This window comes from Rhizobium sp. BK313 (genome assembly GCF_014193655.1).
In the GTDB taxonomy this organism is placed as follows: Bacteria; Pseudomonadota; Alphaproteobacteria; order Rhizobiales; family Rhizobiaceae; genus Rhizobium.
The window spans coordinates 66,429-92,488 of the sequence record NZ_JACHZQ010000009.1; the positions used below are offsets into that span (position 1 = coordinate 66,429).

General features: G+C 58.4%; 16 protein-coding genes. 7 read left to right on the forward strand and 9 right to left on the reverse strand.

The window, feature by feature from the left end; all coding sequences use genetic code 11:
• The first annotated feature begins 1 nt into the window (after position 1).
• Positions 2 to 838: a carbohydrate ABC transporter permease gene (locus FHT86_RS32715; protein WP_133711082.1), complete on the forward strand. Its 837-nt coding sequence runs from the start codon at positions 2 to 4 to the stop codon at positions 836 to 838.
• Positions 839 to 867: 29 nt separating this feature from the next.
• Positions 868 to 1,941, forward strand: a complete 1,074-nt coding sequence (locus tag FHT86_RS32720; RefSeq protein ID WP_133711083.1) for a Gfo/Idh/MocA family protein — start codon at positions 868 to 870, stop codon at positions 1,939 to 1,941.
• Between the two features lie 112 nt (positions 1,942 to 2,053).
• Here FHT86_RS32720 and FHT86_RS32725 read toward each other — a convergent pair whose 3' ends face one another.
• From FHT86_RS32725 to FHT86_RS32765, 9 genes are all read right to left on the reverse strand, one after another.
• A complete protein-coding gene (locus FHT86_RS32725) occupies positions 2,054 to 2,479 on the reverse strand; it encodes a hypothetical protein (protein ID WP_183868996.1) in 426 nt (141 codons plus the stop codon).
• Between the two features lie 62 nt (positions 2,480 to 2,541).
• Positions 2,542 to 4,557: an SUMF1/EgtB/PvdO family nonheme iron enzyme gene (locus FHT86_RS32730; RefSeq protein ID WP_133711084.1), complete on the reverse strand. Its 2,016-nt coding sequence runs from the start codon at positions 4,555 to 4,557 to the stop codon at positions 2,542 to 2,544.
• A gap of 145 nt (positions 4,558 to 4,702) precedes the next feature.
• The gene (locus FHT86_RS32735) at positions 4,703 to 5,197 is read right to left on the reverse strand and encodes a hypothetical protein (protein WP_133711085.1); all 495 of its coding nucleotides are present in this window, start codon (positions 5,195 to 5,197) and stop codon (positions 4,703 to 4,705) included.
• Between the two features lie 127 nt (positions 5,198 to 5,324).
• Positions 5,325 to 6,746: a hypothetical protein gene (locus FHT86_RS32740; protein WP_210298129.1), complete on the reverse strand. Its 1,422-nt coding sequence runs from the start codon at positions 6,744 to 6,746 to the stop codon at positions 5,325 to 5,327.
• Positions 6,743 to 9,589 carry a peroxidase family protein gene (locus tag FHT86_RS32745; RefSeq protein ID WP_133711086.1) on the reverse strand — a complete coding sequence of 949 codons (2,847 nt, stop codon included), beginning with the start codon at positions 9,587 to 9,589 and terminating at the stop codon, positions 6,743 to 6,745. Before FHT86_RS32745 ends, FHT86_RS32740 begins: the two co-directional genes overlap by 4 nt.
• 169 nt (positions 9,590 to 9,758) lie before the next feature.
• A complete protein-coding gene (locus FHT86_RS32750; protein WP_133711087.1) occupies positions 9,759 to 11,477 on the reverse strand; it encodes a thiamine pyrophosphate-binding protein in 1,719 nt (572 codons plus the stop codon).
• A gap of 455 nt (positions 11,478 to 11,932) precedes the next feature.
• Positions 11,933 to 14,494: a patatin-like phospholipase family protein gene (locus tag FHT86_RS32755; RefSeq protein ID WP_166657003.1), complete on the reverse strand. Its 2,562-nt coding sequence runs from the start codon at positions 14,492 to 14,494 to the stop codon at positions 11,933 to 11,935.
• A 184-nt stretch (positions 14,495 to 14,678) separates the two neighbouring features.
• Entirely contained in the window at positions 14,679 to 15,473 is a 795-nt protein-coding gene (locus tag FHT86_RS32760) for a hypothetical protein (protein ID WP_133711089.1), read from the reverse strand.
• A gap of 245 nt (positions 15,474 to 15,718) precedes the next feature.
• Positions 15,719 to 16,672: a GGDEF domain-containing protein gene (locus tag FHT86_RS32765; RefSeq protein ID WP_133711090.1), complete on the reverse strand. Its 954-nt coding sequence runs from the start codon at positions 16,670 to 16,672 to the stop codon at positions 15,719 to 15,721.
• Between the two features lie 342 nt (positions 16,673 to 17,014).
• Here FHT86_RS32765 and bcsN point away from each other — a divergent pair, with 342 nt between their 5' ends.
• The 5 genes from bcsN to FHT86_RS32790 are packed head-to-tail and all read left to right on the forward strand — an operon-like array spanning position 17,015 to position 26,040.
• Positions 17,015 to 18,004 (forward strand): cellulose biosynthesis protein BcsN, encoded by a 990-nt coding sequence (bcsN, locus tag FHT86_RS32770; RefSeq protein WP_133711091.1) that lies wholly within the window; start codon positions 17,015 to 17,017, stop codon positions 18,002 to 18,004.
• Positions 18,005 to 18,060: 56 nt separating this feature from the next.
• The gene (gene bcsA, locus FHT86_RS32775; protein WP_133711092.1) at positions 18,061 to 20,250 is read left to right on the forward strand and encodes a UDP-forming cellulose synthase catalytic subunit; all 2,190 of its coding nucleotides are present in this window, start codon (positions 18,061 to 18,063) and stop codon (positions 20,248 to 20,250) included.
• Positions 20,250 to 22,691: a cellulose biosynthesis cyclic di-GMP-binding regulatory protein BcsB gene (locus tag FHT86_RS32780; RefSeq protein ID WP_133711093.1), complete on the forward strand. Its 2,442-nt coding sequence runs from the start codon at positions 20,250 to 20,252 to the stop codon at positions 22,689 to 22,691. The genes bcsA and FHT86_RS32780 overlap by 1 nt, the downstream gene beginning before the upstream one ends.
• Entirely contained in the window at positions 22,688 to 23,737 is a 1,050-nt protein-coding gene (locus tag FHT86_RS32785; protein ID WP_133711094.1) for a glycosyl hydrolase family 8, read from the forward strand. The genes FHT86_RS32780 and FHT86_RS32785 overlap by 4 nt, the downstream gene beginning before the upstream one ends.
• Before the next feature lie 56 nt (positions 23,738 to 23,793).
• Complete coding sequence (locus FHT86_RS32790) at positions 23,794 to 26,040, forward strand: cellulose synthase (protein ID WP_210298142.1); 2,247 nt, start codon at positions 23,794 to 23,796, stop codon at positions 26,038 to 26,040.
• The last annotated feature ends 20 nt before the right edge of the window (positions 26,041 to 26,060 follow it).

A 26,060-nucleotide genomic window follows, 5' to 3' on the forward strand; every position in this document is an offset into this window, starting at 1 on the left:
TATGGCTTATCCCCGCACCTCCGCCAGGCGACGTCGCATTCTGTTTGTCGTGCTCGCGGCCGCCACGCTGGTCATAAATCTGCCTATCCTGCTGATGGTGCTCAACTCGTTCCAGACGACGGAACAACTGATGACGGCGCGACGCCTCATCCCCGAGCAGCCGACGATCGCCAACTATTTGTATCTCAGTCAGCGCACAGCATTCTGGACCTATCTCTCCAACAGCATGCTGATTTCCTTCGCCAGCACGATCGTCAGCGCCACCATCGCCTCGCTGGCAGGCTATGCCCTGTCCCGCTACCGCGGAGCGGTAACGGCGATCTATTCGCAGGCCTTGTTCGTCGTGCAGATGTTTCCGATCATCCTGGCGCTCATTCCCCTGTTCGTGCTCTTCCGTTCGCTCGGCCTGATCAATAGTCCTCTCTCGGTCATCATTCTCTACAGCGTCGTCCATCTGCCCTTTGCGACCTGGATGGCGCGGTCGTTCTTCGACAGCATTCCGCGCGAACTCGAGGAGGCTGCCCTCATTGACGGCTGCTCGGCATTCGGCGCCTTCGCGCGCATTGTCCTGCCGCTGTCCGGCCCCGGTCTCGCAGCCATCGCGATCTTTTCGTTCCTGTTTTCCTATAACGAATTCTTCGTCGCGAACCTCTTCTTGAAAGATCAAAGCGCCATGACGCTGCCGGTCGGCATCAGGATGTTCATGCAGCAATACTCGACCGATTGGGGGAGTCTCATGGCCGCCGCGACCGTTACCCTGGTCCCGACGTTCATCCTCTTTCTGTTTGTCCAGAAATACATCGCCTACGGGGCCGTCTCCGGCGGCGTCAAAGGCTGATCATAGTTCAACCCGTGAAAGGATATGTTATGGCTGAGCCCATTCGTGTCGGCGTCGTCGGTTGCGGCGAAGTCGCCCAGATCATTCACCTGCCGACCTTGCGAGATCTAGGCGACCTCTTCAGGGTCACCGCGCTGTGCGACGTCAGCCGAAACGTGCTGAATGCCGTGAGCGCCTCGCTTCCCGGCGTCAAAACCTTCACGTCATATCTTGACCTTCTGAACGCATCAGAGGTTGACGCGGTACTGATCGCAAATCCGAATGTCTTCCACGCGGAGGTCGCGCTCGAAGCGATGAAGGCGGGAAAGCACGTCCTCATTGAAAAACCCATGTGCATCACGCTCGACCAGGCCGACGAACTGCTCGCTGCGGAACAAAAATATGGCGTGACGGCGCAGGTCGGCTTCATGCGCCGTCATGCGCCGGCCTTTACCGAGGCGGTCGAACGCATATCGGCTATTCGCGCAGACATCATTCTTGCCCGCGTCCACGATGTCATCGGCCAGAATTCGCTTATCATCGATAGCACTACACCGGTCGTGCGCGGCGACGATGTGGACACCTCGATTGTCGCACAGGGGCGGTCGGCGCTGTCCGACGCGGTGAAGCGAGCGATCGGCTTCTCGGACGGTCCGAAGGCGGCGGCGTATAACCTCCTTCTCGGATTGAGCAGCCACGATATTTCGGCGATGCGCGAACTTATTGGAAAACCCGATAGCGTCATCAGCGCGACGGTTCGCAATGGCGGGCGAGCGATTACCGCAAGCTTCGATTATGGCCACTTCGTATGTCAGTTCCAAACCGCAGTTGACCGCATTCCTCACTTCGATGCGCATCTGGAGGTCAACACTCCCGATGAGGTGGTTCGGATCGACTACGACACACCCTATATCCGCCATCTGCCGGCAACCCTGACGGTGCAGAAGAAGCACGGCGAGGCGGGATGTTCGCAGGATAAAAGCTTCCCGACGCGCTACGACTCCTTTGGCGTCGAGTGGCGTGACTTTCATGCGAATATCGCCCGGAAACGGACGCCAAAGACCTCGATCGCCGACGCCCGGGAAGACCTGGTGATCTTCAAGCAGATGATCGAGCTGATGTAGCCACCGCCGGCCGGCCCATGACGCCTCAGGCATGGACGCCGGCTGTTTACCTCTTCCCTCTGAAGAGCTGTCGTTCAAAAGCAAGCGGATACCATCTCGGCAATCATCCCTGCTATGACCGCCGAGCTCCGTCCGGAACTCCGCTTGCATCGAGGGGATTTTGCACCGCAATAGGCGTCTCTCGTCTCTTGAAGACCATTTTGATCGCACCGTTGCCGCCCAGCTTGCCGCCGCTGCCAAAGACGCGCACCTCGCCTTCCGAGCTGATCTCCACCGAAAGCTCGACCTCATCGAGCGTCAATGCCAGCCTGCTTAGCGGCTGATCGAAGATGTGTTGCACGACCTCGAGCAGGTTGGTCATCTGATCCTTTAGCGCATCCGCGCCGATGCTGACCGCCTTGAACGGCGAGCCCAGGATGGAGCCGAAACCGCCGCCGATATCGTCGCCACTCCGTGCACCCTGATCGCCAATGACAGGCCCGGTAGCAACGCCGGGCGAGGAAGTTGCGTCGGTAATGATCGTAATTTCTCTGTTCATGTCACGTGCTCCTGTCGTGTCCCGTTAACGGACGTACACTGGAAAGTTCATCCGCATGCCGCTCAAATCACACAAACCACCCTGAAACCGACCCTCCCCTCCCATCCCGTCAGGGTCTCCTTCATCCAGTCCCGATATGCCGAGCGACAAATCGCCGGGTTGTGCGAGAAGGAGCCGCCGCGAAGGACACGGACGGAGGATTTGGGATCGACAAAGGGGCTGCCGTCGCGCGGTATCGATCCCAGATCGGGATTCCAGTTGTCGAGGCAATGCTCCCAGACGTTGCCATGCATTTCAAAGAGGCCAAAACGGTTCGGCGGATAGGATCGCACAGGCTTCGTCGACCCGTAAAAGGTGCCTGGCGGCCCCTTGGCATAGGCACCATCAGGATAAGCGACGTCGGCATAGTCTGGGCGGGAGACGTTCTCACCAAAGCTCATTCCGCAAACCGCGCCGCCCGTCCCGCAATAGTTGGCGAGCATCGGCGTCAAGGTTGGCCCGAAGTGGAAGGCCGTCGTCGTGTCCGCCCTGCAGGCACGCTCCCATTCGGCTTCGCTCGGCAACCGAATAATGCGCTCCATCAGATTGGAGAGCCTGGCACAGAATTCGTTCGCCTGCTGCCAGGTGACAGTTTCAACGGGGCGGTCATCGCCAGGAAAAGAGGACGGCGCGGCCAATAAAGAAATGCTAATCTGGTCGGGATGGGCAGCAAGTACGGCACGCCATATTCGCTGGGTGATCGTCGTGCGGCTGACAGCGATGCGGCCGATGGTAACCTCAATCTGCTGCTCAAATTTGCTGACGCGAAGCAGCTCGTCATTTGGCGAACCCATTTTGAAAGTACGGGCCGGCAGGACGCTGAATTCAACGGCATTGTCGGCATCGATCGGCTGGCTGAAGGTTTCAACACTCTCCCAGCGCGTATCAAGCATCTCGCCCATGGCATCGACAGTCGTCACCGGCACCGTCTCCGCGCGCATGGGCGAAGGGCGCAACGTCCCCCTGTTGCGAACCACCCACGCGCTTACCCCGATCGATGCAAGAAGACCCGTGGCCCCTACTCCATAGAGAAGCGTTCGCCGCGGGATCTTCGGAAGAGTGACAGCATTTCCCCGGCTTGCGATCTGCTGAGGCGATCCCGTGACGCCCCGATTATCGCCACTGTCGGGCTCGCGCTTCAAGGTGACGCGCCTGATACCTTCTCTGGTCTGTGCATCCGCCGGCGCGACAGCGTTGATGCGCCACCACAACTGCTCGGCTTCGGCAAAATTTCCGTTCGCTTCAGCCTCCAGCGCTTCGAGCTTCAGCGGCTCCAAGTCTTCGGGCAAGGCGAGCGCAGGAAGCAAAATGAAGTGGCGCTTGGCAAGCGGCTCGACAAACGTCGAGGGCGTCTGACGGGGCTTTCCATATTTGCGACATAGGTCTGGGACCGCGAATTTCAGATAGTTGTCCAGCCGCTCGACCGTCGCACAGTTCTGCTGACCTTCCATTCTGAGACCTTCGAGCAGCCCATAGGTAAAGGCGCCGTGACGAAGTTCGGCGATCTCATAGGAGAATTCTGACGGACTGCAGGAGCAGACGGTGACCGCACCTTGCTGCCTGTCGAGACCGAGACCTTCACCGTCGCGTGCGCCCTCGTTGCGGCATGCATCGAGAAGAAGGACGACATTGTCTGCCCCGCTGCGTTTCAGTCGCTCGGCAATGTGATGTACCGAAATCCCGGTTTCCTCGACATTGCCGGGATCGGCATCGATCGGCAGCAGATAGTCCTGGTCCCGCTCTCGCCGCCCGTGGCCGGCAAAGAAGAACCAGAGATTGTCGCTCGGCCGAAGGAAACGCTGTTCGAAACGCACTCGCAGAAAACGCATCAGATTCCCGAAGGTCGGACGAGACTGCAGCGGGCTTCCGAAATCCGACGGCAGCGGCGGCGCTTCCTCGGCGAGATAGTAGACCCGGCTGAAATGTGCTGTCGTGCTGAAAAAATCGCACATCGCTTGAGCATCTTGTTGAGCGTACTCGAGCGGCCTCAAATTGTCGTAGCGATTTATCCCTATGCAGATCGCCCAATTCTCACTCATGCCCGGATTGCCCGCCCCGTAGACAATGTCGATCAATGCGCACAGCAGTTCCGTATATTCCCGATCGGGCCGGCCCTCGCATGCATTGCTGCCGCCGATCTTTCTCGTTTCGCCGTCTGGGTCTCCGCCAACCGTCGGCTCGAAATCAATTCATTCCGCCGCCTTCGCTGCCGCCAGAGCTGCCGCCGCCCATATTGCCGCCACCGCTCGAGTTGCCACCACCCATGTTGCCGCCACCGCTCTGGCTTCCGCCGCCGGAATTGCTGCTGCCACTGCCTCCAGAACCACCTGATCTGCCGCCGCCATTACCGCCGTTGCGATTTCCATAGCTCCGCTGTGTTTCCCTGTTCGACCTATCTTGGGTCGGCGACGAAGCCCAAGGCCACATGAACGGTCTGCGGACATATTGACTGTCGATAATGAAAGGACCCGTTGGACGATCGGCGGCTTTCCCGTCATTGATCTCCGCAGGAAATGCAAGCTGGGGGGCGGCGGAATCGCTGCCGGCGGAATCCGGAATTCTGATCGGACCAGCGAATATAACACGCTCGGAACGGAATTCGCGGGCATCAGCGCCAACTGCACCCAAACCGGAGCCGACTATCGCCGTTGCTCCCAATATCACGCATAAGTCGTTCATCGCGACCTCCCAAGCTGCGTGAGAAAATTATAATATACAAAACCTCCCCTTGCACTACGGAACGCAAATCACGCCAAAAGGCATCCCGCGTAGTTTGACCAAGCCCAGAAGCGTACACGTGCTCTTATCAATGCCAGTCCTGATGATGGGAGCGGTGGACGTCCGTGAGCCCGTTTCTGAAGAACCGGTCATAGTAGTCGATCTCGACGTGATGCGCCTGCAGCCAGACGCCCGGCACGTGGATCGCATCGCAATGCGCGGGGAACCGGCCATGCGTCTCGTAGATATAGGTGCAGATGTCCCGTGCGCAGCCGATGACGTCGGCATTGTAGACGGCAGCTTCCGCCAGATAGCGCTTGCCGTAGTCATCCTTGTAGATCTCGGCAAAGAGTGCCTGGTCATTGAAGAGACCGTTCTTACCAAACTTCTCCTCGATGACAGCAGTAACGGCGTCAGCCATGCTGTCATAGTAAGGTGGGGACATGCCCTTGATCAGGTGCTCGCCCTTGAAACGCAGTCCGATCGGGTTGCTGCGCAGGTTGGAATAACGCGGCAGCGGCACCTGCCAGCGCAGAATGTCCATCAGGCGCCAGCGTGGCGTCACGACGTCGAAGCCCAGCATGGCGCCGTAAGTCTTCACGAATTTCGGATCGCCGACGAGGACTGGCGGGCTGATGGAGGCATGGATCCAGGCGCCGAGCCCCATGGCGTCAGCGGTCAGGAAAATATTCTGCAAAAGCAGGTCGGCCTCGATCTGCGTGCGCAGCGAGCCAATGACGCCGAGCGGGACCTTGATATCCTTGTTCAGAAAGCCCTTGTCCACCCAGCGCTTCACTCCTGCGAGCCGATAGAAGTTGCGGTCGTCCACGATTGCCGGCCGGGCACCGTCCGGCTGGGTCAGAAGGTACATCATGCCGTTGATATATTGCCGAGAGAGGTCGACGACCGGCAGGAAGATCGTTGTGCCCGGCAGGTTCGACAAGAACCGATTGGAGTCGAGATAAGCCGGAAAGGCGCGCTTGCCGTCCGGAACATCGAGCCGGTGATCCAGAATGCGCACCTTTGCCTCCGCTGCCCGAGCTATCAGCCTTTCCGCCGTCAGCCCTTTTTCGCCCTCTGGTGGCGGCGGCAATTTGCGGATGAAATAGGTGCCGCTGTCGTTGATCATGAAGAAATGCGTGCCCTGAGCGTTGTCGGGGCTGCCGGCGGTGCGGCCCTCCATGACGAGGTTCGGCTTGGCCATGATCGGCCGATGCGTGGCCGGATCCTCGAAGGGGCGGTCGGGCATGGTGAGCCCTGTCGAACCGGTGATGGCGATCAGTATCGCCTCCTCGAGCTCCGAAAGAGGTTCGCGCTGTTGCTCCGACTCGTAGCTCATCGTGCCGGCCAGCACCGAGCTCCCCTGGCTGACGCGATGGGTGCGCCGTCGCCATATCGTCTCGATGAGCGGTCTGCGGAAAAGCGCATCAAGACCGCGGTTACCGGTCGAGGTTCTGGCTGTAGCCTTCCCCGTTGGCGAAAGGTCATCTGCTCCAGGTATATCCGTCATGATGCCCTCTTTTCCAGATCTTGCTTTTCGCCGCCGAAAAGGACCGGCCGCCAGGGCGCAAAGGCGCTGGCGGTGCGCGGCAGCATCGACGCGAGATCCGGGCAATGGCGCAGGATCAGGCTCGTCATGCCGTTGTTGGCAATCCAGTCGATCCCGAAGGGCGAATAGACTTCCGGACGGAAGTCCACTGTCAGGAAGCGATCACTCTGCAGCCGGCGCGAAGCCATGAGGATGAAGATACGGAAAGCGGTGTCGCTAAATCCGAAACCGGTTGGCGGCGGTTCGGCAAAGAGGCCGACCACCGTGTCGACGCGGTCGATGTCGCCATAGATCTCCTTGAGCAGCCGTACATCCTCGGGATTAGTGGACAACTCCTCCCAATGCTTGATCCGCGGCCGGTGCAGGCCGGCCCTGAAATCATTGTAGCGCGGCACGCCACGGCGCCGTGTACGCACGAGGTCGACGACGGAAAGGTCGATGATTTCCTTGTCGCGGGTGAACGCTTGAAGTGCACGGGGGAAGTTGTGCAGCGTGATGGCGCCGGGATGGGCCGTTCCGAAGGAATAGAGCGAGTTGCGAAGACCATATTGGCGCATAATCTCGTCGGCGCCCGGGCCTTGTATATCCATGAAGCTCTTTTCGGCGATCTTGGCGCCCGTCCTATGGTTGTAGAAGCAGTAATCGTCCGGCAGCAGCGGATGCATGCGGTAGACAGTGACGAAATCCTCGGTGAGCGAATAAGGCGTGCCGTGATGGTCCGGCATAGTCTTCGGAATGCCGGTGGATGCATGGGCGTCTACAAGCCAGAGTCCCGCCTTCGTCAGCCAGTCGTTGGCCGGCGGGCCGTTCCAGTTGCTGGAGAGGCCGACTTCGATCGCCTTGGTGGCAAGGATCGCCGGCGTCCATTCGACCGTGTGGATTTTGGCGATCAGTGCCGAGACGATCAGCCTGGCGGTCTGGTAGACGCGTTCGTCATCCCAATTGCCGTATTGGCGTTGGAGCTCGTCACAGAGCAGATTGTGTTCACGTGCAAACAGCGTGTGCATGGCGCTCAAACCGAGCCACCAGCTCTCGTTGAAGCCGGTAACCTCGAAGCCATGAACATCAGTGGGCAGGTGCCCGTTGACCAGGCGTATCTTCGGACCCTCTCGCAGGTCCTTGGCCTTCTTGCTGTCGGGACCGTAAACCTCCGATCCGTCCCACCAATGCGAGGCAGCATTGCCGAAATAGATGGGCGGCTTGCCGTCATAGCCGCCCATCTCCATGTTTCCGGCAATTCGCATGACGTCTTCCGGCTTGCCGCCGACCTCGCTGGTCCATTTCATGCCAGCGGGAAGGTTAAGGACCACGTCCTTTTCCCCAAGGGGATGACGGGCATGATTGACCCAATCATGAACCTGAAACTGGATCCACGCAGCGGCGAGGATGTTGAGCGAGCGCGCCGGAATGAACGTATCTCGATGCAACAATTGCTGCGCGACCACCACCGGATTGGGTGTATCGAACAGTTCGGGCGCGAAAACCGGTTTCAGATTGCGGCCGAAAGTCGAGCCGACGGCGCCCATCTTCGGCGCCGAAAGATCGTTAAAGGTGCCGTCATAGGTCCGCATCTGCCGCTCGCCTTCAGCAATCGCCGGCGGCGGTGTCGGGCGAGCGACCGGCGGCGCTTCGACCGGGTCGGTTCCGATCAGGTTCTCTTCACGCAAGACGTAGCGGAAAGCGTCGAGATTAAGCAGGCTCAGCCGCAGCGGCAGTCGGTGCCAGGCGATGTAGCGGTTGATGACCAGAAAGGCGCGACGCGCAATGCGCCCTGCCAGTTGGTTGCGAAACGGCACCGGGCTTGTCCAGCGGAAGCTGTGGCGATAGGCGGCGCTGGCGTCGTAGACAACCTTGCGCGCCCGGTTGAGATTGCCGAGCGGCCTGAAGGCCTCGGTCGTGTTCCAAGGATTAAAAGCCAGTTCGTCGACAAGGCGGGCATTGGCGATCGCTTCGGCGTCGCCAGTCTTCGGTTTGCTGATCTTGAGGACTGCCACCCTGATCGGAGGCGAGGCGGTCTCCGTCCATTCGATGGACGTGTCCTCGATTGGCGTCTTCTTCGGATCGGCGAAAAGCTGGAGACAGAACTCGTAGCTGATGTCCCCGACCTCCAGACGCCGGGCAAGTTCGGTGGAAAGATAGCCAGGATCGGTCTCGGAGGGATCGGGAGCATGCGGCGCATTCGGTGCTGGACGGAACAGATAGCGCACCGCCAGCTTCTCCCCCCAACAGATCGCGCCGCGGCTCCAGAACGTCTCGAGTGCCAGGCTGCGGATTTTCCTGTTGCGACCGGTCGTGACGTTGCGGATCATGCGCAGGGTTTCGGAGGGTCCGAAGGTGAAGGCCAGACCGATTACCCCCAGGAGGCGGCTTAAGCCTCCTCCCGCAGTCGCCTTGGCGAAGGCAACGAACTGCTTGGCATCGCGAGCATGTGAAACCGGAAAGTTGGTCGCCAACAGATCATGCTGCTCCTGGTCCGAGACATTGATCCGCACCGCCAATCCTCGCAGATCGGGCTTGTAGTCCGGTTGACCGTAGCCGCTGGCATTGGACAGGCGCAGTATCGCGGGATGGCTCTTACCCGGCTCAGCGAAACCAACCCTCAGATCTACGGGCAAATCATCGACGAACGTCAGCTCGGCGTCGATAGCCGCAAAGACGGCCTTGCTGTGAAACGCCCGCTGAATATCGGCCGCCTTGGCATAGCTGCGCGTCTTATATTGGACACGCATCATATCTTGAGCGAGCCGCTCGAACATCAAGCGCTCGGCCTCCACACCCCCTTGATAGGATTCACTCCACTCCATTATCGTTCGCCCTCCATGAACGCATCGGACAATGGCTTTCGGGCACATCGTATCGATGGGAATGCATGCGATTGAAAAGCGGCGGACGATCCCCGTTTCCCGGCGCCGTCCGCGATGCGACAGGGAAACGCCTTCTCATTTCGACGCATCGCGCCGACGAATAAAGTGGCTATTGCGTACCCCGACCGGGGACGATCCGATCCTCGACCATTTCCGCGATACCGGACAGAAGCCCTTTTGGCGAAGGACTGTAGTGGGGCAGCGCAAGTCGTGTGATGTGGGCGTCGATGATTGCCGGCTTGCCTAGTGCGAGTGCCTCGTCGAAGGCGTTTTCGAACTCCTCGATCGTCTCGACCCTGTATCCCTGCGCACCGCAGGCCCTGGCATAGGCGACGTAATCCGGATTGCCGAATTCGACCAGGGCCGATTCCGCGTAGGATTGGAGTTGGTAAAGCTTGATGAGCTTGAACTCGCCATCGTTGAAAATGATCCAGATGACAGGGATGTCGTATTGAACGGCGGTCAGAAGCTCGAAACCCGACAGCAGATAACATCCGTCGCCGCAGCCGACGATTACGGGGCGATCGGGATTGGCGCATTTGGCACCAAGCGCGCCGTTGACATGTCCCGCCATCGGCCCGAACCCGCCGGGCTTCCGGAAGAACTGTCCCGGCGAAAGCTCCAGATAGTAGCCGAGCCAGGCAAGGTGTGTGCCGGCGTCCGCAAGCACAATGGCATTCTGCGGCAGGCGCTTGGAGACCGCTTGGGCGAGCTGTCCGGGATGGATTTCATCCAGGAGATGGACGATCCGTTCCGCGTCATAGTCACGCCCAACGGCAGGTCTCGATGGCACAGCCGCAGCCTTCGGCCATATTTCCTTGTTGAGCGCCGCGACCGCGCGTTTCGCATCGCCGATGATGGTAGCATCGGCCTTATAGACCTTGTCTATTTCACCGATATCGATGTTGATATGGATGAGCGTCTTGCCGGTGAGGAGATCATCGCGAAAATTGAAGGTGGCGTGCTGCGCGAAGGAATTCCCAACCGCAAGGATCACATCGGCCTCAAGGAAGGCCTTCCACGCGGCGCTGTGACCACTATCGCAGAACACGCCGACAGAAAGAGGATGACGCTCCGAGATGATGCCTTTTCCATCGAGCGTCGTCGCGAATGGAATCTGGTAGCGATGCAGGAGTTCCGTCAACTCCGGTCCGGCGCCGCTGCGAACGGCACCGAAGCCGATCAACGCCAATATCTTCTTGTCCTTGGCAACAGCATCTCCAAGAAGCTCGGCAACCTCGCTCACCCGCTTGGAATCCGGTATCACCGGACGTCGCTGGAGATTGATCTCGCGATAGTTGTCCACAGAGATGCCATGATGCGTCAGGTTTTCCGGGACATGGATGTGAACTGGTCCGGGGCGGCCGTCGAAGGCCAGGTTGACAGCCTCTTCGACGACATCGCAGGTCTTGGCTGCATCCGTCAGCAGAAATGACTTCTTCGTGGTCGCCGCAAACATTGCCTGGGAATCCGGGGTGCGACTGACACCGGAGGTTTCGTTCAATGCGCCCTTTCCCTTCCAGTCGAGAGAGGCATAGCCAGAAACGGCCAGTACCGGATAGGAATCAGACATGGCAACCGCCAGCCCGGAAAACAAATTGAAGGCGCCCGGCCCTGCGGTCGCAAAGCAAAAGCCCAAATTATCCGAATGCATCGCATACCCGCACGCCATGAATGACGCCGCCTGTTCGTGCCGGGTAATGACGGGCTTGATTGAGGAATGTTTGAGGGCAAGCATCAAACCGGCGGCATTTTCGCCCGCTCCGCCAAAGGCGGCGCCGACCCCCACTCCCTCAAGTGCCTTCACGATCGCCTCGTAGACTCTCATCGAGAATGCCCTCCAAACGCACAGATTGACCGGCGCGTTTATTTCCCCACCGCACTGTCAATGCGGAAAGACACTGCTGCTGCGTTTCAAGCGTCGCAAAATTAGGAAATATCTATATAAGAGCCGAATCTACTGCCTGGACACATCGCGTTCCGCGCGTGAAATCCAAGCAACCGAAGCTGAAATATGCTGTCGAATGAAACTGCCACTGGGCGGGATGATGGCGCCATCCCTTATCGTTCAGATCATCTTTGCGCATTTTGAAATAAACTTCAACCTCAGATTACCACGAGCAAATAGTACGGAACGGCTGCTCCTGTTTTCTCTGCCATAACAGTACGAAACGCAGGTTTCTAAAGCAATTTATGATCGCATATCCATTCTGTCCTGCCGCAACCGCTGCCGGTCTGCAAATTCAGGAATGGTGTTCGGAGGGCCATGCGCGTCGCGTGCTTCTAGAGTCGTGCGCCAAAGGCAGCGCGCATTGACGTCGGGATGTTGAGCAATGCGAGTGCAGCGGCAAGCTCATCGCTCCAGCCGGCCGGTAAAGCAGATGGCTGTGCGAAATCGTCGGCTCCGCTGAGAAAGTGCTGAACTGCGTGAAAGCCGAGCGCGCGATAAACCTCGAACTGCTCCTCGCTGAAAAATTGGTCGAGTGTCGTTTCGTGCGGAAACGTCGGGTTCCGCCTCTTATAGTCCAAGATGTAGTCGTTTTCGTCGCCGGTCAGCGATGACTTGATGTAGAGCAATATGCCCTTTTCGTCCTCGCCATATTCTATGACTCCGACTGCGGCGTGAGGTCCCTTGGATTTTGTCAGCCCATCTCCGTCGGATGCCATCTCCTTCGTCACTTCCAGAGTTCTTTTCTGGATGTCCTGCCAAGGGAGTTCGATGCGTATACCGAGATCGATACGCGCCATGACCTGGAGCTTCACGAAGGATTCAAAGGTCATGCTCGGATCGGCTTCAGCGTCGATGGCCAGAATGACCTTGCAGCGGCGGCGCAGCAATTCGTATATGCCGAGATTTTCCACATGGCCGCCGTCCGTAAGATAGACGTTCAGCTTCTTCTCGTCCAAACGGCCAGCAGTTTCGTTGGCAAAATACCAGGTACCGAAATTCGACCACCATCGGTTCCACCAGTGCTGCAATGCGTCGAGCTTTGCCGGATTAGCAAGCCAATAGCCGAGGCGGACGTTCAGCAAGGAAAGGCTGAAGGTCAAGATCCTGACGGTATGGTTCCCCATGTTCGCCGATGCCGCCGCACCGGACGTGGCCATCGCCGTAGCAAGACTGAGCGATGGGACGGCATCCTCCATCTCCTTGGTCGCCACATAGCGCGTCGCCTGGCTGCCGACGTACAACGGGCTGAAGATGAAGTTGTCGGCATTGCGGCCGCGCTTGTTGAGGGCTTTCGACGCGATCAAATTGATTGTCGTGTTGACAAGAAGATAGGGCGAATAGGCCGCTCCCTTGTTCCAATGGCCTCTTTCGGCATCGAACTGTTTCAACGACGAGAACTTCCACCGGTCGACATCGATCGACGGCTTGTTGCTTCCAAGACGCACGCGCTCAAATAGGAAGGCTCGGCTGAGACGATCCCGGTAGAGCTGGTTGAGCGAGTTGGAGTTGGGACCGATGAAGAGGCAGACGAAGGCGAGTACCAACGCGACCCATAGATAAAACGAGCCGATCTCGCCGAGTCTCCTAATGGCAGGAACGTGGATGGCGACAAGGGCAGACACGGCTGAGAGCCATGACGGAGCGACTGGAGCGGGCGGAGGAGCGGAGGCCGGATCGGCTGCGGGCATGATCGCCCAGAAACTGAGATAGAGATAGGAGATCCACAGCAGCAAGGGCACGACAACGGCGGCAAGATAGAGGGCCATGCGGCTGGTATATTTCTGCATCGTCGCCGTCCAGGTCGCCTCTCCGAGCGTCGCTCTTGCGATGTTCGCGAGCTTCTGTGCAGCACCTATCAACACAAGGGCTGTAGGAAGCAGAACGCCACCAAGCGCGGGCACGATATGCGCAATCGCCAGAAGGACGCTCTTCATGCCGCCGTCTTCGAGGCCAGCGATTTCAGCGGTAGAGGTCGTTGCCCCCTCGAACATGCCACTGAGGATGAGTGGCTGCAGTTCGACGAGAAAGACGCCGGCGATGAGCGCCACCAGTCCGCCGAGTACCCACGCAAGTCGTTCACGCATCATTAGCCGGCTGGTCTGAAATGTCATGGAGGTCGCGATCGCACTGAGGAACATCAGGAATAACACCACGACGGACACATTGATCGTCAATGTGAAAGCTTCCAGGCCCTTGACGATGATGAAGGGAAGCGTGCTGCCGCTGAGCGGATAGCCCACGATATCCGGCTGCCCCAGATCAGTCGAGCGAGGGTTGCAGAACACAGTGAATACGGCAAGGGCAAGCAGGGCAGGCAGGACGATCAGCGCGTTCACGAGTAATCCACGCATCAGGAGCGCAAAGCTCGTCAGATAGTCGATCGTTCCGTTCGGGACCAGGAAGTTCGAGTAGTTTCGCAGATGCTGGATTTCCGGCGTCTCCTGTGAATCAAGCTTGCTGGCGAAGGGGAACGTATAGGGCTCCTGCATCATGCCCGAGACGATGGATGTACCGACGTAGCAGCCGCCGGACACCGTAGAGAAATAATCGAAGGCGTCGAAAACATGTGGCTCGCCGTCGCGCGTCAACGAATCCAACGCCTGCGAGGCCCCCAAGCAAAAGGCGGCGGATCGGATGCCGCCGCCGGAAAACGAAAGCCCGGTCAGGTTGCTGCCGGTCTCCATTCGGACCGTACCACGTTTGCCTGCCCCGGTATGGTCTTGCGATAGTTTCGCCGGACGACGGGGGACGTGAAACCTCGTGCTCTCAGCGCCTTCCATTGTGGGACGGCGTTCGGCTCGATTCGCTTCCACGCCGCCATTCTGAAGTGACTGACGCCGGAAGTTGACGACATCCAACTCGCGTTTGAAGATCGCTTCGAAATCCAGGGTCATACGCCCCATCCAATCGCCGAGAACGGTTGTCGTCCAAACGAAAATACGCCCTAGAACTGTATCAGAAATGTCTTCAGGCGTAAGACGCATTCTCGTTGATAAAGCCACGTCCGGTCTAGCGTCGGCGCCCGCACCGCCGTCACGGCAAAGCATATCCGTTATGATAGCGTGGCGCGTCAGCCTCCTAACGCGACATATCCGTAAGCGCGTTCCGCATGGACGTACTCGGTATTCCAAAGAGGCCGCCATAGGGTCTGTCGAGATCGGCGATGACGAAGATCACGGTCGAAATCGCCAGCGCCCCAATACCGATCGCAACGATCGTAAAGCGGTTATGTCTTGCCTGGAGGCCAAAGCTGACGAAAACCAACATCAGCCAAAACATCAATACGCGCGAAAAAAGACCTGACATCGTTCCTTCTGCATCCTCGATCACCGCCTCGCGCCGGTGCATGACGTCGTCGTAGGCGAGGCGGCAAGCCGCAAGCTGGCTCTGATGAAATGCATCTTTAGGTTCAAGTGCGGCAAGCGACAGCCCGACGCCGGTAATGAGCGCCCTCAAAGTACGATCCTCACCAACGCGAGCAACGCCTGCCAGATTGGGAAGCGTAACGCCGGTCGGCTTCTCCTCCTCAGGCCAGGTGCTCGCGATAACGCCGGCGGTATATTCGCGTATAACACCTCTCATAGCTGTGGCCTCTGCTCCATAGCCCTGCAGACATTGGTCGAATGCAGCGAGGCTTGCGGCATACATGCGACGATCACGATCTGTGGTATCGAAGGAAGACTTCACCGATGCCAAGAGCAGGCTAAGAACCAGGGCGGTGAAGGTCACAAGCAGACCTGTGACAAGCCGCAGTGCTTCGATATTGTGATCCGAGAGATGCTGATCTGACAGCCGTTGCCTCAGGAAAAATCCGACGGCCGCACTCAACCCCAACAAACCGAACGCCTCGACAGCTATCAGAATCTCGCTCATGATTTCGTTGCCAGCTCGGTTCACTTTCAGTCCTCATCGCGCCGGATCCAGTGCAAATCCGGTCACGCTGTTTCCAAGAAGCCAGAAACAGTCCCCCATTTCATAATCCTGCTATTCCTAGACCAACGCAAGCGAGGGCGCACCGGAGCGAGCACTGCACCGTCATTCTGGCCTGTCCATAAAGGTTCAGTATAAGTACGTCAGGCTAAAACGAAGAACAGTCGCGCGAAAAGAGCGCAATGAGGTCATCGTTTTCCTTCGGAAGGCATGTCTATATTGATCTGCAGCCTATCGCGGCCGGCGAGTTTCGCGCTATAGAGCGCAAGATCAGCGCGTCGGTAAATTTCTGCCAGCGTGTCGCCCTTCCTGGCGACAGCCAGGCCCGCCGAAAACGTGTAGGAAAAACTTGATGACTCCGGAAGGGGCCTGCTGTCACGCACTATTGTAAGGAGGCAGTGAATGATGTTTGCGGCTTCATCAGCCGGCGTCCGTGGCATGACCAGCACGAATTCCTCTCCCCCCACCCTGCCGAAGCAGTCTGTTCGGCGCACGTGAGCCTGGATCGTCCCGGCGAAGTCTCTCAAGATGACATCACCGGTGTGGTGGCCAAGACGGTCATTGATATATTTGAAATTGTCGATATCGAAGACGGCGAGGCATCCGAGCGTTTGATCGGCGGGCGCCGGTATTGCAAGCAGTTCTTCCAGCCGCGCCATAACGAAGCGCCGGTTGGCAACACCCGTCAACTCATCGGTGTGTGCGGCTTTGATCGCTACATCGCGATCCTGCCGCAAGTCGCGTTCGTCCGCCCTGATCCGAGTGATGTCGCTGGCGATACACAACATCCAGCCGTTTTCGCGCACGGTCTCCGTCATCCAGAGCCAACGACCATCGTGTAAGTCCGTCTCGAAGGCGCGAAAGCTCACCTTGCCGCGTCGCGACTGCGTGGAGCGCAGCCACTCTTCGAAATCAGTCGCAGCAATCACGGTCCCTTGCTTCAATCTATAATTGCGCCGCATCAGATCGGCCCAAAACGGATGCTCATCCGCCGCGATAAAGAAGGCCGAGCGAAATGCGGGGTTGGCAAATTGCAGTCGATCCTCGGCATCATAGAGTGCGACCAACACCTGCGTGTCCGTCGCCATTGGGCCGAACTGGTCAAGGAGTTTTCTTGTGCCGTTGTTGTTTGGGGAAATCATTACCCGCTTCTTAGCAAGGACTCAGAGCGTCGAACCTAAATGCGCTGCCGGAGAAAGTTCGTAAAGCTAAAATGCCGACTTGCTTAAAGATCGTCTCCATCTGATGCATTGCCGCCTCATTCCAGCTGCCCGGCCAGTGGGCGGCTTGGCGGTAGCGCTTCGGCAAAAAACAGGGGAAACCGTTGTTTCGGTTCTACTGATTTACCTAATCCTTCCTTTCGTTAATTGATAGTTAACCATAATTGCGCTTATCCTAAATATCGATCCCAGGGGCTTGATTTCAAATTTCATCGCGTAATTTGCCCATGAAAATAACGATAAACGATTGCCGCGATCCCAAAGATGCACCTACTCAAAATAATAGCACTCATAACATTGGCCATTTTGGGGACCAGTTGCACGACAACGGGTAGAGTGCGTCAATTGGCTGGTGCCGAAACCGTCGCTAGCGAGAAAGCGCTGGCATTCCCGCCGCCCGGCGGTCCTGCCATCGTCAGCGTGATCGAACAGAAGCATGGAGGCGATGTAGATCAGACGATCTCGCTCTCCACGTCATCGTCGGTTCCCGGTCAGAATTTCCTCAAGGTACAGTTTCTCGGAGTGTCCGGATCAAACCCTGGATTAGGCAGCACCCCTTATAAAATGATCAGCGAAGGTGCGGTCTCGCGTGAAATGGCTGCGACTGTACCGGGTGTCCGGCTCGCGCGTTCCACAACCTTCGTGCAGAACAGCTACGGCCCCTTTGGCTATGCTTCGGGCCGGAGCCGGGCTGGCGATACGTGCATCTATGCCTGGCAGCAAATCCGTGCGGGTCGCTCTACACCCGCACAGCAGCGCAACTTCAGCATGGTCCAGGTTCGACTCCGGCTCTGTGATGCATACGCAACCGAGCGCCAGCTCCTGGGCACCGTCTACGGCTATACGATCGCCGGCGGATTCGAAGGCGAGAGCTTGAACCCCTATGGTGCTCCTCGGGGAGCCGATGCTTTGCTGGGCCGTCCTGGAGATCCGATTTATCCCGATGCGGGCGGTTATCGCAACGGTGCGATGGCTGTCGGTCTTGAATCCAGGCCGGCTGCGGCTCGCCCCGCAATCGTTAGCCGCCGGGTCGTCGTCCAGCCGCAGGCAGTCACTGTGACTGCGCCTCAAGCGGTCGGCCCTCGCGTACCATTGCCCGACCAGCAAGGTGGCATGCCCCAGACAGGTGTCACGACCGCGCCAGCACAAATACCCGGACAGGGTCAGACGGGAACGATGGGAACCAACGGTACAATTGTACCATCGCCAGACTGTATCGGCGACGCGGTCACCACCGCCGCCTGCCGGAGATAGTGAAATAACCTCGAGCGCCGACAGGCGCCCGGCTTAGCACCGTTGAAGGGACGTCGATGCATACAGCACGAAGCATCTTGATATGGGTTGTGGTTACGCTGTGCGGGATCGTACTGATCACACTGCCGGTTAACCTACAGACTCAACTCATCGCCAGCACTGCGGTCGTCACCTTCATGGCGATCATCAAGATCCTCAAGGCTCAAGGAACCTGGCGACTGATCGCTCTTGCCTTCGGTACATCGATCGTATTGCGCTACGTTTATTGGCGCACGACCAACACGCTGCCGCCATTCAATCAGCCGGAAAACTTCATCCCCGGCCTACTGCTCTATCTTGCAGAAATGTACAACGTCGCCATGCTGATGCTCAGCCTTTTCATCGTTGCGACGCCCCTGCCGTCGCGCCCCGCACGCGCATCCAAGGTACAGCAATTTCCTTCCGTCGACGTTTTCGTCCCGTCCTACAACGAAGATACAAAGCTTCTTGCCAATACGCTCGCCTCCGCGAAGGCGATGGACTATCCAGCCCACAAGCTCCAGGTTTGGCTGCTCGACGATGGTGGTACTTTGCAGAAGCGCAACTCCACCAAACTGCTGGAATCGCAGACTGCGATCGCGCGCCACAACGAACTCAAACAGCTTTGCGAAGAACTCGATGTCGAATATCTGACGCGTGATCGCAACGAGCATGCCAAGGCCGGCAACCTCAATAACGGCCTGAAGCATTCGAGCGGCGACCTAATTGCCGTCTTCGATGCCGACCACGCCCCGGCTCGCGATTTCCTGCTCGAAACCGTCGGATATTTCGAAGACGACCCGAAGCTCTTTCTCGTCCAGACACCGCATTTCTTCATCAATCCCGATCCGCTGGAGCGCAATCTTCGGACTTTCGACAACATGCCGAGCGAGAACGAGATGTTCTACGGCATCATCCAGCGCGGTCTGGACAAGTGGAATGCGGCGTTCTTTTGCGGTTCGGCGGCTGTATTGAGCCGCGCTGCGCTGGAATCCCAAAAGGGCTTCAGTGGAATCAGTATCACCGAGGATTGCGAAACAGCGCTGGCTCTTCATGGCAGCGGGTGGAACAGCATCTATGTCGACAGGCCGCTGATCGCCGGTTTGCAGCCCGCGACATTTGCGAGCTTCATTGGCCAGCGCAGTCGCTGGGCCCAGGGCATGATGCAGATCCTCCGCTTCCGCTTCCCGCTGCTGAAGCGCGGCCTCACGCTGCCGCAACGTCTTTGCTACATGTCATCCACGCTCTTCTGGCTCTTTCCTTTTCCTCGCACCATTTTCCTGTTCGCACCACTCTTCTACCTTTTCTTCGATCTCGAGATCTTCACGGCGTCCGGTGGCGAATTTCTCGCTTATACGCTTGCCTACATGCTCGTGAACCTGATGATGCAGAACTATCTCTATGGTTCCTTCCGCTGGCCGTGGATTTCGGAACTCTATGAATATGTCCAGACGGTGCATTTGCTGCCTGCCGTCATCTCGGTCATGCTCAATCCGCGAAAGCCGACTTTTAAGGTCACTGCCAAGGACGAATCGATCTCCGTCAGCCGTCTTTCCGAAATCAGCCGCCCCTTCTTTGTCATTTTCGCCGTCCAGATCATCGCGGTTGCGGTAACCATATACCGTGTCTATGCTGAACCGTACAAGGCGGATGTAACACTGGTCGTCGGCGGCTGGAATATGATCAACCTAATCCTGTCCGGCTGTGCACTTGGCGTCGTTTCGGAGCGTGGCGAGCGAGCATCCTCACGCCGCGTCAGGGTCAATCGTCGCAGCGAATTCGGCATCAACGGCAAGTGGAATTCCGCCTCGATCGAGGACGTTTCCGTTCACGGCGCGCGGCTGAATGTCTTCAACAAGGAGCTTGACCCGATAGTCGTGGGTGCGGATGGAGTTCTCCGCTTTCAGCCATATAGCGGCGCAGAAATGGAGACGCTGCCAGTTATCGTCCGCAACATCCAGCGATCCGGCGAGATAACGACAATCGGGTGCCAATATGTTCCCAAGGGTGCCTTGGATCATCGTCTGATTGCGGATCTGGTGTTTGCAAACTCTGATCAATGGACAGAGTTCCAGCAAGCGCGTCGCCGCAATCCCGGCATCATTCGCGGAACGATCTGGTTTCTGGGACTGTCGCTTTACCAGACAAGCCGCGGTTTGCTTTATCTCTTCCGCAGCATGCGATCCGAACGTGAGGCGGAGCAGCAAGGGGTAAAGGCGAGCAATTGATGAAAAGCGTCCTTTCCGCGCTGATTTTCCTGCTTGGCGCCGCCACGATCGTTCATGCGCAGACGGCGCCTTTCGACATGTCCGGCGAGCGACCGAAAGGTTCGAAGCCGATCGCGCCGGAAACAGTCGCGCCGCTGGTAATCACACCGCAAAAAACCACCCCGCGAGTGACCACCCCACAGGCGACCACACCCAAAATAACCGCGCCGCCAGCAGTCGTCCCGCAAGCGATCACGCCCGTCATACCGGCGCAAAGCGTTCCGGCGGTGAAACAGGCAACCGCAACGCCCGCGGCCGCCGAATTCCGCCGATATGTGGTGCCGTTCGCAGATCTTCGATTGGAAGGCGAATATGATCGGAAATCATGGTCGCTCTATCTCACTCCCGAACAGGCCGCCGCTCCCGCCAAGTTCAATTTCGCCTATCAGAATGCCGTCGTCGTTGCTCCCGAAGCTTCGCAACTGACCATTTTTCTCAACAATCGTGCAATTGGCCAGCAGCAGATCGGCTCCCCGGATGACGCTTCGGCGATAAGTTTCGACGTCCCGCGCGGCCTGCTGCAACCGGGCGCCAATCTGGTGACCTTTGAAGTGACACAGCGCCACCGAACCGATTGCACCATCCAATCGACCTACGAGCTCTGGTCCGATATCGATCCCGCCAAGACCTATCTGAGCTTCGCCGAACAGGACGCACAAAAGCTATCGAGCACGGATGCGATCCGCGCAATCGGCGTCGATGACGCCGGCAAAACTGAATTTAACCTCGTCGTACCGGCCCTGGCGCAGCCGGGCACCACAAAACCGCTGCTGCGGCTGGCTCAGGGCCTTTCGCTGCTGAGCGGAATGCCGAATGAAACCTTCTCTTTCAGCACGGACTCGTTGCCTCCGGCCGGTCCTGGAAAGATGACGGTGCTTGTCGGGACGCCCGCCGAACTGCAGCCTTTGTTCTCGGCACCTGCGGCAGCACAGACCGCCGCATTGGCAACCTTCGTCAAGGATCCACGCACCGGCTCGACGATCCTTCTCATCAGCGGACCGTCCTGGCAGGCGGTTTCCGGCGCAATCGATACCATCGTCTCTCCGACCGACAGAGACCCGAGCGTCCGTCGCGATATCCTGGTAACCCAGCGCTGGACGGCGCCGGACGCACTATTCCTCTTCTCGGATACGAGCCTTTCATTCTCGCAATTGGGAATCAACACAACGGAATTTTCGGGTCGCCGCTTCCACACCAGCTTCAATGTGGCAGTCCCGTCGGACTTCTATGCCAATGCCTATGGTGAGGCGACCATCCTTCTTGATGCCGCCTATGCGAAAAACGTTCTGCCGGGAAGCCATATCGATGTGTATGTCAACGGCAGCATTGCCACCACGAAGCCGATTACCGCGACCGGTGGCGGCATTTTCCGGCATTTGCCCATTCGCGTGACGATGCGTCACTTCAAGCCAGGCCTCAATACGGTGACGCTGGAAGCGATGTTGCTGACCAACGAAGACCAAGCTTGCGTGCCCGGCACCACCTCCGGCACAACGCCGCGTTTTGCACTTTTCGATACGAGCACGTTTCATATGCCGGATTTCGCCAGGGTCGCTCAGCGCCCCAATCTCGCGGCGCTGGCGGGCACGGGCTATCCATACAACCGCGGCATTGTACCGGTGGCCCTCTTCATCGACCGGGCCGATCCTGACACCTTGTCTGCAACCGCGACATTGCTAGGGCAGATGGCTGTCGTCGCAGGACATCCGATCGCGCTGGATCTCATCGCTTCGCCGAGTGGCATCGGAAACCGCGACGCGATCTTCATGGGCTCGATTTCGCAGATGCCAACGATGACGTTAGCGCAAATGAATATCGCTACGACGAGCCAGGCATCCTGGCGCCCGGTAACAACCGGTCAAGGCGCCCAGCCGGAAACGGCAGTCACATTCGACGAGTGGCGCTCCAGAATTGGCGGCGGTGCGTTGCAGCGCCAGATTTCATTGTTTCAGGATTGGATGCGTCGAAACTTCGACATCTCGCTGAGTTCCCTGCAGTTCATTCCCGGTGCGGAAAAGGTCTTCACGCCCTCGAATCTCAACAGCTTCATGATAGCCCAGGGAACAAGCGCCTCAGGCGAGTCCTCCTGGACGATCGTCACCGCGCCTTCAGCAAAAGACTTGCGAACGGGCGTCGAAGCCATAACGTCCCAGCTCGATTGGCCGCAGATCGCCGGTCACATCACCGTTTATTCCAGCAAGACCGGAAAGGTCGACACGGTACCCGTCAGCCGCTTCGACTTTGTCATGTCTCAGCCTTGGTCGTTTACCAACTACCGTCTGATTGCCGCCAACTGGCTTTCGACCAACATTCTGTCTTACGCATTTCTTCTCATCGTCCTCTTTTTGCTGATCGGCGTCGCAACGTCTGGAATCCTCGCAAAGATCGGCAGGCGCGGATGAGACGCTGGCGCACCATGGCTATCGTCGGTGGCATCGCTCTGATGACGATGTGCCAGCAACTTGCGGCGCAACACGCTGCGATCGATCCGCAGGCATGGGCGGCCTACAAGGCGAAATTCCTCGATGCGAACGGCCGCATCGTTGACAACGGAAACGACAATATCAGTCACAGCGAGGGGCAAGGTTATGGCTTGTTGCTTGCCTATCTTTCCAACAGCCCTGCCGATTTCGAACAAATATGGTATTTCACGCGAACCGAGTTGCTGCTGCGCGACGATGGTCTCGCCGCCTGGAAATGGGACCCGGCGGTCACTCCCCACGTGACGGACACGAACAATGCCTCCGACGGTGACATGCTGATCGCCTACGCCTTGGCCCTGGCGGGATCGGCGTGGAACAAGAATGAATATTTGGAGGCGGCGGCGATGATAGCGCAAGCGCTTCTTTCGCATGCCGTAGTCCACGCAGGCGGACGCACGCTGCTTCTCCCCGGTATCAAAGGCTATACAGCTTCCGAACGCGATGACGGGCCGGTCGTCAATCCCTCCTACTGGGTTTACGAAGCCATCCCTGTTATGGCGCTGCTGGCGCCTTCCGACGAATGGCAAAAGCTGACGGATGACGGCCTGTCCCTGCTTCGCTCGATGCAGGTCGGGCCGCGGAAATTGCCGGCAGACTGGGTGAGCCTGCGCACCAAGCCCAGACCCGCTGACGGCTTCGAGGCCGAGTTCGGCTACAATGCCATTCGCATCCCACTTTACCTTGCGCGAGCGGGGATACCTGACCAGGCGCTATTGACACGGCTGCAGGCGGGTATGACGTTCGAAGGCGATGAGCCAGCCACTATCGATCTGGCGACGGGCAATCCAAAGCAGCCCCTTACGGACCCAGGTTATCGAATTGTTAACGATGTTGTTGCGTGTGTAACAACCGGGGCGAAATTGCCCGCTTCGGTCCGCCAGTTTGTACCGTCACTCTACTACCCGTCGACCCTTCAACTGTTGGGCTTGGCTTTCGTTGAGGAGAAACATCCGGAGTGTTTATAAGATCCTCTCTACTTACGGTTTCCGTGGCCGTCGTTGTGGCAGGTTTTGTCATCGCGATGAAAGACCGTGGGAGCCTTGAAGAGGGGTTGGGTTTGGCCGCGCAGAATCGTCCGGATAGCCAAGTTGCGCAGACCGGAAGCATCAAGCCGACCGATACAGCCTTCAACTCACAATCAATCGATATGAAAGCGGTCGCCGATCGCATCCAAGCGACAGCACCTTCCGCAGTTCTGTCCGACACACCGGCCGCTTCGCAAGCGACATCCGGCACATCGGATGCCATTGCCCAAGCGATGCCTCAATCGACGACACCACAGGCCGCGCCACCGCCGAAAGTCGACGAGAGCGCACTTCGCTATTTTGCAAGCCGCGGCGATAAAGCCCGGCTGCAGGCAGAAATTTCCCGCCTTCAAGCGCTTTATCCGGATTGGGTACCGCCCGCCGATCCGCTGGCCATCCCGCAAAACAGCGACAAGCAGCTCGAGGCGATGTGGCAGCTCTATTCCGAAGGCCGCTACGCCGAACTGCATAAAGCAATCGCGGATCGCCAAGTGGCGGAAGCCGGATGGCAGCCGCCTGCCGACTTGCTGGAACGCCTCGATGTTGCCGAAGCGCGCGCGCGTTTGGTCAACGCGTCTGATCTCAAGCAATATGCAACCGTGGTCGATATCGGTGCCAACACGCCCAGTCTGCTCACCTGCAGTGACATCGACATTCTGTGGCGGGTCGCGGAAGCATTCATCAAGACCAATCGGACTACCCGTGGCCAGGACGCTTATGTCTACATCCTGAAGAATTGCATTAATCCCCAGGAGAGGCTCGCAACCGTTCAAAAGGCGTCGGCCCTGCTGCCCTATGAGCCCATGCAGGAGCTTCTTGCACTGGAAAAACCCGATGGCAATGGTGGCCGGGAATTGGACAGCATCCGGACAGACCTTGCGCGCCGCTTCGTCGCTGAGGGCAACGATGATCCGAAACTGTCCGTGGCGCCGGACTACCTGTCTCAAGTCGAACGCGCGGCTGAGACCCAGGGTCTTGCGTCCGATGCCTTGCTCCTCGGTTGGTACCATCTGCGCCGCGAGAACCATGACGAAGCGGAAAAATGGTTTCGCATTGCCCGCACCAAGGACGATTCTGCCTCGGCATCACAAGGTTTGGCCTTGATCCTGATCGCCGATCACAAGCCAAAGGAAGCTGAAGACGTCATGTACAGATGGCGCAATGAGACAAAGGATGCGACAGCAACTTACCTTGCGGCCACTGCCAATCTGATGGCGCTGCAACCGCCAGCCAATCTTAGCGAAGACGTGCTCGGCCGTATCGCCGCCGAAGTCATAAAGCAAAAATACGTACCGACCGCACAGGAATTCGGCTGGTATGCGCGTTCGCTCAACCAGCCGCAAACCGCTGCGCGCTGGTTCGAAACCGCGTTGCGCTGGAAACCCGACGATGAACCATCGGCCTATGGCCTGGTCATCACCCGCAATCAGTTGAACGACCAGCAAGGTGTGGCGGAAATTCAACGCCTGTGGGCCGGCCGTTCGGAGCGCATCGCCAGGCTCGGCGAAACCACGCCTCGAGCACCCATCGGCTCTGCGCCGCTGCCTTCGCCAAATCAGGCGGTACCGCAAACGACCGTTACGCCCACCAGCCCGCCGCCGCTCGCCACTTCTCCTGCCATGGCTGAGACCAATATCAACACGCGCCAGCGCACGCTCGCGCCCACAGGATATAGCGGACCTCAAAGGCAGATCACGGTTCGACGCGGCGTACGCGGGCCGCGCGGTTGCTCCACAACGATCAATGCCCAGCGCCTCAATCCGGCGGATGCCCTGTCCCGCGGTTGGTGCCTCATGGACCTCAACCGCCCGATGGAAGCGATCGAAGCTTTCGAGGTCGCTTTGAGCGGCCCCGCCGGCAAGGTGCGCGAAGACGCAGCCTACGGGCAAAGCCTCGCCTATCTGCGCGCAGGGCTCGCCAACAATGCCGCTGTCGCTGCGGCCAAGGCCCCTCTTAGTCGCCAACGCGCGGCTGAGCTGCAGGTTGCCATTCTGGCCGATCGCGCCCTCACGGCGTTTGCCGCCAAACGTTATCAGGAAACCCTGATCTATCTTGATCAACGCGCGCAACTGCAGCAAGAGCGCACCGATCTGATGGTTCTGCGGGGCTACTGCTATCTCAATCTCAAAATGTACGACGACGCGGAGCGAATATTCAACGCCGTGGCCGCGACCGGCAACAGGGATGGAAATCGCGGCCTCATCGATCTGAGGCTCGCCACCCATCCGGATCCCAGCGACTGATCACAGGTAAATTCGAGATG